The sequence below is a fragment of the Nitrospirota bacterium genome (genome assembly GCA_004296885.1).
In the GTDB taxonomy this organism is placed as follows: domain Bacteria; phylum Nitrospirota; class Nitrospiria; order Nitrospirales; family Nitrospiraceae; genus SYGV01.
On the sequence record SCVN01000016.1, the window covers coordinates 21,003 to 36,126 of the forward strand.

Annotated in this window: 14 protein-coding genes; 7 read left to right on the forward strand and 7 right to left on the reverse strand. The window is 62.4% G+C overall.

From position 1 onward, the window contains the following. Positions 1 to 4: 4 nt before the first annotated feature. From EPO61_08980 to EPO61_08990, 3 genes are all read left to right on the forward strand, one after another. The gene (locus EPO61_08980) at positions 5 to 1,258 is read left to right on the forward strand and encodes an insulinase family protein (protein ID TAJ08238.1); all 1,254 of its coding nucleotides are present in this window, start codon (positions 5 to 7) and stop codon (positions 1,256 to 1,258) included. 287 nt (positions 1,259 to 1,545) lie between these two features. Then, positions 1,546 to 2,037 (forward strand): hypothetical protein, encoded by a 492-nt coding sequence (locus EPO61_08985; GenBank protein TAJ08239.1) that lies wholly within the window; start codon positions 1,546 to 1,548, stop codon positions 2,035 to 2,037. A 66-nt stretch (positions 2,038 to 2,103) separates the two neighbouring features. Further along, positions 2,104 to 2,778, forward strand: a complete 675-nt coding sequence (locus EPO61_08990; protein ID TAJ08240.1) for a hypothetical protein — start codon at positions 2,104 to 2,106, stop codon at positions 2,776 to 2,778. Positions 2,779 to 2,832: 54 nt separating this feature from the next. Here EPO61_08990 and mutS read toward each other — a convergent pair whose 3' ends face one another. The 7 genes from mutS to EPO61_09025 form a co-directional block, all read right to left on the reverse strand. Then, positions 2,833 to 5,502: a DNA mismatch repair protein MutS gene (gene mutS, locus EPO61_08995; protein TAJ08241.1), complete on the reverse strand. Its 2,670-nt coding sequence runs from the start codon at positions 5,500 to 5,502 to the stop codon at positions 2,833 to 2,835. Beyond that, entirely contained in the window at positions 5,495 to 5,848 is a 354-nt protein-coding gene (locus tag EPO61_09000) for a LapA family protein (protein TAJ08242.1), read from the reverse strand. Before EPO61_09000 ends, mutS begins: the two co-directional genes overlap by 8 nt. Next, the gene (locus EPO61_09005; GenBank protein ID TAJ08243.1) at positions 5,845 to 6,462 is read right to left on the reverse strand and encodes an HIT domain-containing protein; all 618 of its coding nucleotides are present in this window, start codon (positions 6,460 to 6,462) and stop codon (positions 5,845 to 5,847) included. Before EPO61_09005 ends, EPO61_09000 begins: the two co-directional genes overlap by 4 nt. Continuing rightward, complete coding sequence (tsaE, locus tag EPO61_09010; GenBank protein ID TAJ08244.1) at positions 6,459 to 7,121, reverse strand: tRNA (adenosine(37)-N6)-threonylcarbamoyltransferase complex ATPase subunit type 1 TsaE; 663 nt, start codon at positions 7,119 to 7,121, stop codon at positions 6,459 to 6,461. Before tsaE ends, EPO61_09005 begins: the two co-directional genes overlap by 4 nt. Then, positions 7,084 to 8,646, reverse strand: a complete 1,563-nt coding sequence (locus tag EPO61_09015; GenBank protein ID TAJ08245.1) for an NAD(P)H-hydrate dehydratase — start codon at positions 8,644 to 8,646, stop codon at positions 7,084 to 7,086. The genes tsaE and EPO61_09015 overlap by 38 nt, the downstream gene beginning before the upstream one ends. Positions 8,647 to 8,716: 70 nt before the next feature. Continuing rightward, the gene (locus EPO61_09020) at positions 8,717 to 9,103 is read right to left on the reverse strand and encodes a holo-ACP synthase (GenBank protein ID TAJ08246.1); all 387 of its coding nucleotides are present in this window, start codon (positions 9,101 to 9,103) and stop codon (positions 8,717 to 8,719) included. Positions 9,104 to 9,194: 91 nt separating this feature from the next. Beyond that, the gene (locus tag EPO61_09025; GenBank protein ID TAJ08247.1) at positions 9,195 to 9,908 is read right to left on the reverse strand and encodes a pyridoxine 5'-phosphate synthase; all 714 of its coding nucleotides are present in this window, start codon (positions 9,906 to 9,908) and stop codon (positions 9,195 to 9,197) included. A 278-nt stretch (positions 9,909 to 10,186) separates the two neighbouring features. Here EPO61_09025 and EPO61_09030 point away from each other — a divergent pair, with 278 nt between their 5' ends. The 4 genes from EPO61_09030 (at position 10,187) to EPO61_09045 (ending at position 15,115) form a co-directional block, all read left to right on the forward strand. Continuing rightward, on the forward strand, positions 10,187 to 11,374 hold the full coding sequence (locus tag EPO61_09030) for an alanine transaminase (protein ID TAJ08248.1): 1,188 nt from the start codon (positions 10,187 to 10,189) through the stop codon (positions 11,372 to 11,374). Then, positions 11,371 to 12,696: a homoserine dehydrogenase gene (locus EPO61_09035; protein ID TAJ08249.1), complete on the forward strand. Its 1,326-nt coding sequence runs from the start codon at positions 11,371 to 11,373 to the stop codon at positions 12,694 to 12,696. The genes EPO61_09030 and EPO61_09035 overlap by 4 nt, the downstream gene beginning before the upstream one ends. A gap of 62 nt (positions 12,697 to 12,758) precedes the next feature. Beyond that, positions 12,759 to 13,817 carry a threonine synthase gene (locus EPO61_09040; protein ID TAJ08250.1) on the forward strand — a complete coding sequence of 353 codons (1,059 nt, stop codon included), beginning with the start codon at positions 12,759 to 12,761 and terminating at the stop codon, positions 13,815 to 13,817. Positions 13,818 to 13,870: 53 nt separating this feature from the next. Beyond that, entirely contained in the window at positions 13,871 to 15,115 is a 1,245-nt protein-coding gene (locus tag EPO61_09045; GenBank protein ID TAJ08251.1) for a phosphoglycerate mutase, read from the forward strand. Positions 15,116 to 15,124: the final 9 nt, after the last annotated feature.

Sequence of the window (15,124 nt, forward strand, 5' to 3'; positions counted from 1 at the left end):
GTCTGTGTACCGCAAGCTGGTTCTGGACAACGGTCTCCGGGTCGTGACCGAACGGATGCCGGCGCTCAAGTCGGTGACGGTCGGCATCTGGGTCAATGTGGGGTCGAGGGATGAAGGGACGGGCGAGGAAGGCCTGTCCCACTTCCTCGAGCACATGTTCTTCAAGGGGACGAAATCCCGGTCCGCCACGCAAATATCCCGTGAGATCGATGCGCTGGGCGGCGAATTAAACGCGTTCACGTCTCGCGAGACCACCACCTTTTACGTGAAGGTGTTGGATCAGCACATCAAGCCCGCCGTGGCCCTTCTGTCCGACATCTTCCGCCAGTCCCGATTTGCCCCCAAGGAAGTGGAAAAAGAGAAGCAGGTGGTTCTGGAGGAGATCCGGATGGTCCAGGACGACCCCGAGGACCTTGTCCAGGAGCTTCATGCGGAGCAGGCCATGAAGCGGCATCCGCTGGGTCGTTCGATTCTCGGGTCTGCACGAACCATCCAGGAGCTGCGTCGTGGGCAGCTGCTCCGATACGTCCGGACCCACTACCATCCGCAGCAGACGGTTGTGGCTGTGGCGGGGAGTTTCAATCTCAAGGAATTGGCGCCTCTGCTGGAAAAGTCATTCGGCACCTTCACGCAACCCGGTGCCCCGCGCCTGCATCGTTGGCCGTCGGAAGTGAGCGGGGGCCTGGTCGTCCGCAAGAAGACGCTCGAACAGGCTCATCTGTGCCTGGGGCTTCCGGGAGTCGCCCTGGACCACAAGGACCGGTATGGCGCCCATGCACTGAATGCCTTGTTGGGCGGGAGCGTCAGCTCACGTCTCTTTCAGGAGGTTCGAGAGAGGCGTGGGCTGGCATACAGTATTTACTCCTACCTCTCGTCGTTTTCGGACAGCGGGACGTTTACGATCTATGCCGCCACCCGCCCGCGCGAAGCGGTCCGCGTGGTGGAAGTGGTCAGCCGGGAACTCCGCCGTCTCCAGCGCCGCGGTGTTAGCGGTGAGGAACTCGAACGGACAAAAAACCAGATGAAGGGCAACCTGATGTTGAGTCTGGAAAACTCTCAGAGCCGTATGAGCAAGTTGGCCAAAGACGAGCTGCATCAAGGGCGCCATACATCTCTTGAGGAGATGTTGGCCGAGATTGAGCGAGTCAATGTGGCGCAGTTGCTCAGGCTGAGCCGGGAGATGTTGGATTTAGGCCGGTTGTCAGTCACGGTGCTGGGGCCGGTCTCGCGTAAGTCTCTCCAGTCGGCCGTAAATTAGTGGCCCTGCGGTTGCACGTGCAAGTCATTGCTAAGCAAGGGATTTTTTAGGATGGCCGCCCTTGGTCTTATGCCAAATATTTCCTTGACAAGGTTCGGACGATTCAGTACGATTGGGACCTCTTTTGCCCTTATTTCTTGGTACGAGCGTACAGAATGTTGCTTCAGGGAAGGAAAGGGGGTGGCCGCGAGCTTTCTCATTCCGTGAAGTGCGTCTATTCGTTTTCTTTCTTGTCTGACGATTCGCTAATACACAGGGTCTGATTTTTCATGAAGGAGGTGCGGGGCATGAGCAAGCGAGTAATCATTGCCATGGTGTCTGTCTTTTTTGTTGCCGGACTGGCAATGTCCGGCATCGTGATGGCGGCCGATGCGCCGGCTGGCGGAGCCCCTTTGATGAAGGGCGAGGCCATGAAGACGCTGAAAGGGCGGATCTGGTCACAGTGGGCCGACAATCCCGAGCAGGAGATCCTGTTCGGCATCCAGTATTGGAACACGGGCGATCCCGCTTCCGGCACCCCCAGCGGACGGGCTTCTTCCGACTTGGACGTGCGTCCTCCCGATCCCTTGTTCACCTGCTGCGCTTGGGGTTTCACCGGCGGGGCGGAGCGGAACAACCCCTACTCAGGGTGGTACCATGCGGCGACCACGGTCCGTTTGAAGGTCAAAGACAAGGCGCTCATGGACAAGATGATCAAGGACTCCCAGGAGTTGGTGGCCATGGAGGTCACGCTGGACGGCCGTACGATCACTGGCTACAAGCTTTTGAAGAAGGACTAAGCACCGCATTTGGGGTCGATTGATACGATATTCTTATTCACATAGTCGGCGTGAAGGAGGATGGCAATGATGGGACTTCATAAGAAAGGCTGGACGTTCGTGGTCGCCTTGGCCTTGGTCGTGGGCATGGCCTCGGCCGCGTTGGCCATCGAGGCGTTCCAGGAGCGGTTCGAATGGGGAGATCTGAGCAAGCCGACCACGTTGCAGGGTCGGGTGATCATCCTTGACCCGTACGATGAAGCGGTCTGGATCAATGTCGCCGTGTTCGGCGGCAATGCCGAAAGCGGCCTGTTCTGGCAGCGGATCCATCCGGGCAAAAACTTGAAGTTCTACGCCGCCAACAAGGAAGTGTGGGATCAGCTGAAGTCCATGGCCCGCCCGCATGCGGGGCCGGCCGCAGCGAAGGAAGTCCCGCCTGCGTCGGCGACCACCCTGGTGGAGTTCACGGTCCAGGAGGTCGAGCAGAACCGTCGGGTGATCTCTTCCGTGAAGAAGCTCGCGGACAATGCGGGTGAGATGGGCAAGCCCCGCGGCATTCGCGCGCTGAAGGAAGCGGCCTGCGCGAGCAAGCACGAGTTCGAAGGGGATTGCTACAAGGCCAAACAGGCGCTCAATACCTCGCCCAAAGGCGAGGGTAGTGTCATCATGCAGTATGACGTGATGATCCCCGGCGGGAAGCAGTTTGCCGGCGGTTTGATTCCGTGGACAGCCGAATATAACGAGGGCGGTCACGGTCACTGAGTAGCCGGCGTCGAGTCTGAAAAGGGCGGTGTGCTAATCAGCACACCGCCCTTTTTATTTGTCTTGGCTCTCGCCAAGGCGGCGCTGGAGTTCGGCGAGCCGATTCAACGCTTCCAGCGGGGTCATTGAAAAGAGGTCCATCTGCCGGACTTCCTCGATAATCGGGTGGGGATGAGGGAGCATGGGATCGGGAAGAGGCGCGGCGAGTGCGGCCGTGAACAGATCGGGTTGTGTTGGTTGGGCCGACGACCGTTCCAGTTGGGCCAAGACCTCGCGAGATCGGTTGATCACCGCAGGCGGAAGTCCGGCCAGCCTGGCGACATGAATCCCATAACTACGATCCGCCCCGCCTTCTACGATCTTGCGGAGGAATAGCACGTCGTCATTTTGCTCGCGGACAGCCACCGAATAGTTCTTGATTCCCTCGCGCAAAGTGGCCAGTTCCGTCATTTCATGGTAATGGGTGGCAAAGAGCGTGCGCGCGCCCAACTGACGCTGGTCCTGGATGTATTCGGCGACCGCCCAGGCAATACTGAGGCCGTCGTAGGTGCTGGTTCCTCGTCCGATTTCATCGAGCAGGATGAGGCTGCGAGCGGTCGCACAGTTGAGGATTTGAGCCGTCTCGGTCATTTCAACCATGAACGTGCTCTGGCCGGCTGCCAGATTGTCGGAGGCTCCGACGCGCGTGAAGATGCGGTCGACCAAGCCGATGGTGGCGGCACGGGCCGGTACGAAGCTGCCCATCTGCGCCATCAGGGCGATCAGCGCCACCTGCCGGAGATAGGTGCTTTTGCCGGCCATATTCGGACCGGTGATGATCAGGAGACGATTCTGCGTCAGGTCCAGTCTGGTATCGTTGGCGATGAATCCGCTCGGCAGGTCCAGCCGCTCTACCACCGGGTGACGCCCCTCTGTAATCGCAAGGGTGCCTCCATCGTCAATGACCGGGCGGACGTAGCCGTTGATGCCGGCGGTTTCCGCCAAGGCCGCGAGCACGTCTAGGATGGCGATGGCCTGTCCCATGGCATGCAAACGTTGCGTCTCCTCGGCGAGCCTGGCGCGGATCCGCTCGAACAACTCCTGTTCGAGCGACGTCAACTGGGTCTCGGCCCCCATTACCCGGTCTTCCAGCTCTTTCAGGTCGGCCGTGGTAAACCGTTCCGCATTGGCCAGGGTTTGCTTGCGATGGTAGTGGGGGGGGATCCGGGACAGGTTGGCTTTGGTCACCTCGATGTAGTAACCGAAGACCTGATTGAAGCGCACCTTGAGCGACTCGATTCCGGTGCGCTCTCGTTCTTGCGCTTCGAGCTTTGCGATCCAGCTCTTTCCCTCCTTGGCGGTCTTGCGCAATTCGTCCAGAGCGGCATCGCAGCCATCCTTGATGATTCCGCCGTCCCGGATCGAGGCGGGCGCATCCGGGAGGATCGAACGTTCGATCAGCTCATGGACGTCGCCCAGGTCGTCCCATGTGTTGGTGAGTTCCTGCAAGAGGGAGGCGCGTAGCGGTGTCAACAGCCCTCGGATGGCCGGGAGGGCTGCGACTGACTGTTTGAGCGCCAGCAGTTCACGCGGCTGGGCTGCACCCAGCGAGATTCTGCTGCTCAGCCGCACGATATCCTGGACCGTCCGGAGAGCCGTCCTGATCCCCGTGCGGGCCGGCAGGTTGTGCAGCAGTTCCGCAACGGCCTCCAAGCGGGCCTGGATCGGCCCTGGCTCCACGAGGGGGCGCAGGATCCATTCCCGCAGCAGCCGGCTTCCCATGACGGAGACCGTCCGGTCGAGCACCGATAGGAGCGTGGCCTGGATCTGTTGGCCCGGGTCGGAGCCCAACGGTCTGACCAATTCAAGGTTGCGAATGGTCGCGCTGTCCAGATGCATCTCGTGTCCGGGACGGCGTATCCGGAGGCGGCGGACATGGGTCAAGCAGGCTGAGGGTTGGGTCTCCCGCAGGTACCGCACCGCAGCCCCGGCTGCTTGCAAGCCGAGCGTCAAGCCCTGGCAACCGAAGGCTTCCAGCGAACCTACGCCGAACTGTTCCCGGAGGGTGCGCTCCGCCGTTGCCAGGAGGAACCGGGAGGGGTCTTGGGAGCAGAGGCGGGGACCCTTCAGTTGAGCCAGCCAGGCCAGGGGCTCTTCCGCGAGCCCTGCTCGGTGTAATACCTCGCGGGGCTCCAGTCTGGACAGCTCATCCAGCAGCTCGGTCGTAGCGCCGACCCCTTCAAACTCCCTGATCCAAAATTCCCCGGTCGAAAGGTCCAGCGCCGCCAGCCCCAGCCTGGCTGATTGAGCGCCCCGGTCCGAGGTACGGGTCGTCGCCTCGGCCGTTGCCACGGAGGCCAAAAAATTTGATTCGGTGGCTGGCAGGAATTCGGTGTCGATCAGGGTGCCGGGCGTATAGAGACGAACCACCTCGCGACGAACGAGGCCCTTGGCCAGCTTGGGATCTTCTACCTGATCGCAGAGGGCCACGGTGCGCCCGGCCTTGAGGAGTTTGGCGATGTAGCCGGTGGCCGCATGGTGTGGTACGCCGCAAAGCGGGACCGGATCAGCCTTCGCTTTGTCCCTGGAAGTCAGTGCGATCGAGAGCAGCCGCGAGGCCTCTTCCGCGTCCTCATAGAACATTTCGTAGAAATCGCCGACCCGGAAAAAGAGGATGGCCTCTTGGTACGCCTGCTTGATCTCCCGGTACTGGCGCATCAGGGGAGTCAGGTCGCTGTCATTCATCGGGCAGTTCCCCGGTTGACTTCTCGGAGGGCCGCGCTCCGGTCAGAGGGAGGGAATCGTCAGTGGCCTGCAGCGGCCGCCGCAACCGCTCAAGGTCGGCTTCAGCCTCCTGCAGGGCCTTAACTTTTCGCCGCAACTCCAGCCGCACCTGGACCCAGGCCGGAAAGAGCAAAATGGATGCGACCAACAAGCCGACGGCGAAGGCGCTGAGTACCGGTCTCCACAGCTCGGTCGTCGCTTCGCGGAGCCCGAAGAAATAGCGGAGAGTGACCTCCTGCTCCTGGTTCTGGAGAAAGAAGGTGAGTGATAGCAACAACAAGATGCCGACCAGGATGAGACGAATCATGGGTTTGCTTTCGCACTCCTTCTTGAGGCGTTTGTTGGAAGGGATTGCCGCTGGACCTTCGTCCTCCGTTTGGCGCCAGCCTCCGGCGAACGGACGCGGCGGAGGCCCGCCGCAGGTCGGTGGCTTGCGAGCGCCGATCGGAACGCCGCACGGAGCGTCCGATAAGTGGACCGCAAGTGTTCGGGAATGACACGAGTCTCGGCCAGCACAGACATGAAATTCGTGTCGCCGTTCCAGCGAGGGACGATATGGAGATGGAGGTGGGCCTCGATTCCGGCGCCGCTGACCTGGCCCAGGTTGAATCCCACGTTAAACCCTTCAGGCCTGACGGCCAGTTGCAGAGCCTGGATCGAGAGGTTCGTCATCCGGATCAGATCCAAGGCGCAGTCGGCCGGGAGCAATTCCAGGCTTTTGACGTGCGCGTAGGGCGCGACGAGGAGGTGTCCGCTATTGTACGGGTACCGGTTCATGATGACAAATCCATACCGGCCCCGGTGGAGGATCAGACGTGCACCATCGCGGCAGGTGCCATGTTCCAAGCAGAAGATGCAGCGCGCGGGCTTGCGCGCGTTCTTCACATAGGCCATGCGCCAAGGAGCCCAGATGACGTTCATCGACGAGGCCGCTCCCTCCGTTCCGCGGAAACCGGATCGCGGACGGTCTTTGCCTGGGTGGCTATCCGGGTCAGGCAGGCTCGCGCGCTTGGGCCGGTGGCCTGCATGACGATGGAACGGGATGTCGCGGTCACATGGCCCAAGCGGATCTCGAGCCGGTCTTGCGGCAACTCCGCGCCGGCCTTCTCGGCCCATTCGATGGCCAGGACGGTCAAGCCATCCTGGTAGTCGGGTAGGCCCAGGTGTCGTAGATCCGACTCCTGTTCAATCCGGTAGAAGTCTGCATGGACCAGCCGCAGACGGCCTGGATACTCGTGGACCAGCACGAACGTGGGGCTGCTGACGGCCCGGGACGGAGCCCCGAGTCCTACGGCCAATCCGCGCACGAACACCGTCTTCCCGCTTCCCAGCTCTCCGTATAACGCGAGGGTTTCACCTCCCCGCAGGGCTTGGCCGGTGGCGCGGCCGAGCCGTTCGGTCTCTGCGGCTGATCGCGTGACCGTCTGCCAGATGTCGGCGGGCAGATGGGACTGGTCCGGTGTGCGTCCGGTCGGTTTGGCAGAGGACTGTGCCGCGCGGGTGTCCGAGGTAGCCCGCCCAACGCGGGAGCCCTTGGGACTGTTAGTAGCCGACGGATGTCGTGGTCTGGGTGAAGGCATAGGGAATGTGCTCGATGATGTCGCCGGCCGTCATCCCGATGGGTCCTTGATCGGCCGCTGCCAGGTCTCCGGCCAGTCCATGAAAATAGGTGCCAACGCAGGCGGCGGCCCAGGGCTCGAGCTTCTGGGCCAGCAGCCCGACGATCATGCCGGTCAGGACGTCGCCGCTGCCCGCCGTCGCCATGCCGGGGTTGCCCGTCGGACAGACGGCCACGCGCCCGTCCGGGTGGGCCACCACGGTTCTGGCTCCCTTCAGAATCAGAAAGACTCTTCGCCGTCGCGCGAACCGCGAGGCGGTGCCGATTCGATCGGCATTGATCGACCGGGGCGAAGCGTCTTCTTCCAGCCTGGCCATTTCGCCGGGGTGGGGGGTCAAGATAGGCGGGACCTTGCAATCCGCCAGCAGGGCCGGGCGTCCGGCCAGCGCGTTCAGGGCATCGGCGTCCAAGACGGACGGGCGTTCCAGTCGCGGGATCAGCGCCTGCATCACCTCGACGGTTTCCGGGTGGGTCGTGAGTCCGGGCCCCAGGGCTACGGCGTCCCGGGCCTGCGCAAACGCAAGAAGCCGGTCAAGGCCCGAACGCGCCAAGGTCCTGGCCTTGGTTTCCGGCATTGGCACGGTCATGGCTTCCAGGAGTTTGCTTTCGAGGATGTCGTTGACGCTGGTCGGGGTGGCGACGGTAACCAGGCCGGCGCCGCTCCGCAGCGCGGCGTTCGCGGCCAGCGCCGCGGCCCCGGTCTTGCCGACCGAGCCGGCGATGATCCCTGCATGTCCGAACGTGCCCTTGTGGGCCGACGGCGTCCGGGCCGGCAACAAGCGGCGACATTCGCCCAATGTCAGCAGCGAGATTGGGCTATCCACCGCCTCCTCGAAGGAGCGCGGAATCCCGATGTCGGCGATATGGATCGTGCCGGCATGGTCGATGCCCTGGCCGAGATAGAGTCCCAGCTTGGGCTGGGCGAAGGTGACCGTCAAGGCGGCCCGTACGGCGGAGCCCATGACCGCTCCCGTGTCCGCATGAATGCCCGAGGGGAGATCTGCCGAAGCGACGGGCACGCAGGACTCATTGATGGCGTCGATGGCGCTGCGATAGAGCCCTTCGACCGGAGCAGCCAAGCCGGTTCCCAGCAGGGCATCTACGATCACCTGGCTGCTGTTGACAATCGCGCGACAGCGTTCATCGGGCCGATAGGGTTGGACGGCAGTGGCGCCGGCCACCTTCACGAACCGGCGATACATGATCTTGGCGTCCCCCGTCATGGACGATGGTTGGGCCATCAGCAGGACCTTCGTGCGCGCCCGTTTGCGCGTAAGCAGGCGGGCCACGACGAACCCGTCGCCTCCGTTGTTGCCCTTCCCGCATAAGATGGTGACCGCCTTACCGGCCAGCGACCCGAACACCTGTTCCATGGAGGCGACCAAACCAGCTCCGGCTTGCTCCATCAGGGTGAGGCTGGGGATTTGCGCTTCCTGAATAGCGCGCCGGTCGAGGGCTTGCATCTGGGCTGCGGTGACGATTTTCATGGGAGACAAGAGCGTATGGCCGATAGCGTATAGCAATTAGCTGATGGTTCCGGCCATGAGCTATCAGCCATTAGCTCTCCTTTGTCAGCACCACCTGCGCGATGGCATAGTCGGCATCGTGCGAGAGGCTGATGTGGATGTCGGTGACGCCGGCTTCCTGCAGCAGGGCTCCGGCACGACCTTGCACCTGGGCGACCGGCTTCCCGCTGCCGTCGTTCAACACCTGGATGTCCTGCCAGCTGATTCCCGCCGACCAGCCGGTCCCGATCGCTTTCAAGACCGCTTCCTTGGCGGCAAATCGTCCGGCGAGCGAGGCATAGGGCGAAGCCCGTTCGAAACAATAGCGGCGTTCGGCTTCCGTATAGAGCCGCTCCAGAAACCGTTCCTGCCACCGATCCGCCAGGGCGCGAATCCGCTCGATCTTTACGAGGTCCAAGCCGATTCCTACGATGCGCATGGGCTCACCTGGGTGTCAGACACGAAGGGTTGAGGGTTGACACAGGGGCTCGGCGGTTATTGTCCGCCTGCCGAAGCGATCGCAAGGGCTGTCAACCCACGAGCTGCTTCATTTCTCGAACGGCGCGGTCAAGACCGACGAGGATGGCGCGGGCCATGATGCTGTGGCCGATGTTGTACTCCACGATCTCAGGAATCTGGATGAGGCGTTTCACATTGCGGTAGGTCAAGCCATGCCCTGCGTTCACGCCCATGCCCAACTTGTAGGCCAGCTTGGCCGCATGGGTGATGGCCTCCAACTCGGCCTGCTCCTCTTTGAGGCGGCGGGCATTGGCATAGCGGCCGGTGTGCAGCTCGACATAGTCGGCGGCGATCTTATGGGCCGCTTTGATCTGGACCGGGTCCGGTTCGATGAAGAGGCTGACCGGGATGCCGCCATCGTGGAGCATATCCACGATGGCTTTGATCCGGTCCCTCTGTCCCGCCACCTCCAAGCCACCCTCCGTCGTCAGCTCCTGCCGACGTTCCGGCACCAATGTGACGAGATGGGGCTTGACGCTGAGCGCGACCTTGACCATCGCTTCATCTGCGCCCATTTCCAGGTCCAGCTTGGTCTGGATCACATCCTTCAGCAGGTTCAGGTCCCGGTCCTGGATATGCCGTCGATCTTCGCGCAGGTGCACGACGATGCCCTCGGCCCCCGCGAGTTCCACCAATACGGCCGCCGCCACAGGGTCCGGTTCGCTTCCACCCCTGGCTTGCCGGAGGGTGGCGACATGATCGATATTCACACCCAATCGTGCCACAGAACCTCCCATCTGCCGGCGTCCCTTGGTTCAGACGATGGCAGAATGCATGAGTTTGCAAAAGGTTAGATTATTATTGCAAAAATGACGGGGAGGTAGCAAGAAACAAACTGCCTGGCTGGACCGTAAGGCCGGCAACAAACTTGTTGACCTAAAAAAATCATCCAACTCCGGATTAAAATTGACTGTTTTGGCGCACTGCATTAAAATTAGTTCTTTCACGCCTTGCACAGACTTGCGAAGGCGCACTCGCAACATATTGAAAAACTGAGGAGATAGTGGAAGGGTTCTACCGTATCAAGCGACTTCCTCCCTACGTGTTCGCGCAAGTCCAGGCGTTGAAGCTGGATGCCAGACACAGGGGAGAAGACATTATTGACTTCGGCATGGGGAACCCGGACCAGCCGACGCCGGACCATATCGTCGACAAACTTGTGGAAGCCTGCCGGAATCCCAAGAACCATCGGTATTCCGCTTCGAAAGGCATCACCAAACTGCGCCATGCGATCACGGGTTGGTACAAGCGGAACTACGATGTGGATCTGGACCCGGAAACCGAAGCCATCGTGACCATCGGCTCCAAGGAGGGGATCGCGCATCTGGCGCTGGCGTTGGTAGGCCCAGGCGACGTTGTATTGACGCCGACCCCGACCTATCCCATCCACATGTACAGCATGATCATTGCGGGAGGGGAAGTGCGGGGCATCGAGCTGCGCCCCGACAGCGATTTTTTTCATGACTTGACGCAGGTCTACCGGCAGACCCAGCCGCGGCCGCGCATCCTGGTCATCAACTTTCCCCACAATCCGACGACGGCGGTGGTGGATCTGGAGTTTTTCAAGAAAGTGGTGGCCTTCGCCAAGGAACACAACGTGATCGTGATTCACGACTTGGCCTATGCAGATCTGGTGTTCGACGGCTACAAGGCCCCCAGTCTCTTGCAGGTCCCGGAGGCCAAAGATGTCGGGGTGGAGTTCTACACCCTGTCGAAGAGCTACAACATGCCAGGCTGGCGTGTGGGATTTTGCGTGGGCAACCGTGAAGTCATCGGGGCCCTGGCCAAGATCAAGAGCTACCTGGACTACGGAATTTTTCAGCCGGTGCAGATCGCCAGCATCATTGCCCTCAACGGACCGCAGGACTGCGTGAAGGAAACCGTGGCCCGTTACGAGCGGCGCCGGAACGAACTGGTGGACGGGCTGAACCGCATCGGGTGGCTTGTGGACAAGCCCCGCGCGACGATGTTCCTCTGGGCCCGCATTCCGGCTCCGTTCCGGGGGATGGGCTCGTTGGAGTTCTCGAAGCTGCTGCTGCGGGAAGCTAAAGTGGCGGTCTCGCCGGGGATCGGTTTCGGGGAAGGCGGGGACGAGTATGTCCGGTTCGCACTGGTCGAGAACGAACAGCGCATCCGTCAGGCGGTTCGCGGGATCAAGCGGGTCCTGCACCACGAAGAGGCCCCCAAATGAAGCGGCGCATCGGCGTAGGGCTGGTGGGGTTCGGCACGGTTGGGGCTGGCGCGGCGAAAATTCTTCAGCAGAACGCCGCGCTGATCCAGCGGCGTGTGGGCGTGCCGGTCGAACTGGTCCGCATCGCGGACCTGGACATTGCGCGCGATCGTGGCGTGGTTGTGCCGCCTGGCGTACTGACGACGGATCTGCGCCAGGTCCTGGAGGATCCGGACGTCGACATCGTGTTGGAGCTCATCGGCGGCTACGAGACGGCCAAGCGCGTGATCCTGGGCGCCATGGCGGGCGGCAAGTCGGTCGTCACGGCCAACAAGGCCCTGCTGGCGGTTCACGGCGAAGAGATATTCGAGGCGGCGGCCAGACATGGCGTGGATCTGGGGTTCGAGGCGAGCGTCGGCGGCGGCATTCCCGTCATCCGCGCGCTGACCGAGGGCTTGGCCGCCAATACGATCCTGTCCATTTACGGCATCATCAACGGGACGTCCAACTATATCCTGAGCCGGATGACGAAGGAAGGCCACGGGTTTCAGGATGTTCTGGCGGAGGCGCAGCGAGCCGGGTATGCGGAAGCCGATCCCACGTTCGATGTAGCGGGCACCGACAGTGCCCACAAGCTGGCCATCATGGTGAACCTGGCCTATGGCACCCCGGTCAACTTTAAGGATCTGTTCGTGGAAGGGATCGCCAAGCTCACGCCGCTCGATATCGCCTATGCGAAAGAGTTCGGCTACACGATCAAGCTGCTGGGCATCGCCAAATTCCTGCGCGGCGACCATGAGGGCGAGATCGAAGCCCGGGTCCATCCGACGATGATCCCTTCGGACTCGCCGATTGCCCGGGTGGATGGCGTGTACAATGCCATCCAGCTCGTCGGCGACGCCGTGAACGACGTGGTGCTCTATGGGCAGGGCGCCGGGTCGATGCCCACCGGCAGCGCGGTGGTCAGCGACGTCATCGACATCGCGCGGAATCTACTGCGCGGCGCGTCCGGACGGGTGCCGCCCGCGTCCTTTCAGCGGGAACAGCGCCGCCCGCTACGCCTGCGCCCGATCGAGGACATCACGAGCCTCTATTACCTGCGCTTCATGGTCCTGGATCGACCCGGGGTGCTCTCTCAGATCGCCGGGGTCTTGGGGCAGCAGGGGATCAGCATTTCCTCCGTGCTGCAGAAGGGACGGAAGGAAGGGCAGACCGTGCCTGTTGTGATCATGACCCATACGGCGGCGGAGCGGCACGTGCAGGCGGCTCTGCGCGAGATCGATCGCATGGCATTCATTTCGGAGCCCACCACGTTGATTCGTGTCGAGGGGCATGACGAGTAATCCATGCAAGCCCCTTTCTGCCAGCTCCATCCAGGTTCGCGCCATTCCCGCCGAGGTCGATCATGAGGCCCTGGCGCGGGGTGATCGAGGAGTATCGGAAATTTCTACCGGTCACGGAGGCAACGCCCATCGTGACCCTGGGCGAGGGGAACACGCCCTTGATCGCGGCCAAGCGCCTGGCTGCCAGGATTAATCCGCGGATCGAGCTCTATCTCAAGTTTGAAGGCGCGAACCCCACCGGGTCGTTCAAGGACCGGGGGATGACCCTGGCGATTTCCAAGGCGCTGGAAGCGGGGGCCCGCGCGGTCATCTGCGCTTCGACGGGCAATACGTCCGCGTCCGCGGCCGCCTATGGTGCCCGCGCCGGCCTGGCGGTCTATGTCTTGATCCCCGCCGGCAAGATCGCGCTGGGCAAGTTGTCGCAAGCGATGATGCACCAGGCCACGGTCATCCAGATCGAAGGGAATTTCGACCAAGCTCTGGCCATCGTCAAGGACGTGGCCGCGACGCACCCGATCGAGCTGGTCAACTCGATTAATCCCTTCCGCATCGAGGGACAGAAGACGGCCGCGATGGAAGTCTGCGATCAGTTGGGCGGGGCGCCGACGGTCCATGTTCTGCCCGTGGGCAACGCCGGCAACATCACCGCCTATTGGAAAGGCTACAAGGAGTACCGGAGCGCCGGCCAGATTGCGCAGGCGCCGAGAATGATGGGCTTTCAAGCCGCCGGCGCCGCGCCGATCGTGCTGGGTCGTGTCGTCGAAGATCCCCAGACTGTGGCCACGGCAATCAGGATCGGCAACCCCGCCAGCTGGAAGGGGGCGCTGCAGGCGGTGGAGGAGTCGCGGGGTTGCATCGACCTGGTGACGGACGAGGAAATCCTCAAGGCCTATGGCATGGTGGCGGCGGAAGAAGGGGTCTTCTGCGAGCCGGCTTCGGCTGCGTCCGTGGCGGGCGTGATCAAGTTGAACGGCAAGGGGGAGCTGAAAGAAGGAGACCGGGTCGTGTGCACGTTGACGGGGCATGGGCTCAAGGATGCGGACACGGCCATCAGCGTGTCGCGCCAGCCCCGCACGATCAAGGCCAGTCGGGATGAAGTGGTCCGTCTGCTGAACCTGTAATGAAAGTCGGTCCATGGTGAGGGTGGCATGAGATCAGAGAGGGAAGGTTGCCTGTGAAATACGTGATTCTGCATGGCGAGCGGATGGCGGGGACGCCCCATCCGGACCTCGGGGGAAAGACTCCGCTGCAGGCTGCGGCCACGCCGCGCATGGACGAGTTGGCCCGCAAGGGGGAGCTGGGGCTGATCGCGATGCTGCCGGAAGGGCTGGCGCCGAGCGGAACCGTCAGGCAGTTGGCGATTTTCGGGTATGACCTGCGCAAGTATCCGGGCGGGCCGGCACCCTATGAGGCGGCGAGCCAGGGAGTGGCGCTGGGAGAACAAGACGTGGCGTTCCGCTGCAGTATGGTGACGCTCCGTCCGGGCGCGCCCAAAGGGAAGGCGGCCGCCACCGATGAGATCAAAAAGCTCGGGCCGCAGGTTGTGCTTGATGATGCGGCGGCGGGTGGGATCGGCATCGAGGAGGCGCGGGAATTGCTTGAGTCGGTCAATGAGCAGCTCGGGTCCGAGACGCTCCAGTTCTATCCGGGATCGGACCATCGGCACCTGCTGGTCTGGGTCGGAGGCAAGGCACGGGCGATCACGCACGACCCTCGCGCCGCGGTCGGCCAGCCGATCGGAGCCTTCCTTCCGGCCGGAGACGGAGCCGATATTTTGAAGCAAGTGATGGAGGCTTCGCTGCTCATCCTGCAGGATCATCCGGTGAACGACCAACGGCGGGAGGCGGGCCAGAAGCCGGCCAACTGTCTGTGGCTCTGGGGGCAAGGCAAGGCGGCGCTGCTGCCGAAGCTGACCGACAAGTACCAGAAGACAGGATCGGTCGTATCGGCCAGGGAGCTGCTCCGCGGGATCGGGATTTGCGCGGGATTCGAGACGGTCAATCCTGCCGATCTTCCGGGCGGGGGAGGCCCTGATTTTGAAGGGCTGGCCAAGGCTGCGCTGGGCGAGTTGGGGCAGAAGGATTTCGTCTACGTACACGTGAAAGTGCCGGGCGAGGTGGCGCGCGGGGCCGATGCCAAGGCTAAGGTGAACTTGCTGGAGGCGTTCGACCGGAAAACCGTGGGTCCGATCCTGGATGGGCTGGCCAAGCTGGGCCCCCACCGGGTGGCGCTGATCTGCGACCATGTCGTGGCCGAGCGGGGTCAAACCAGTCTTCCGCTCGCCCCCTATGTCCTGTTCGATGGGACCGGCTCCAAGGGGCGCGCCACGGGGAGCTTCAATGAAGTCGAGGCCGAAGCTGCAGGGGGCGGAACGAAGCCTGCGTCGCGGCTGATGAGCTGGCTTTTCAACAAGGGCTGAGGAAGGAAG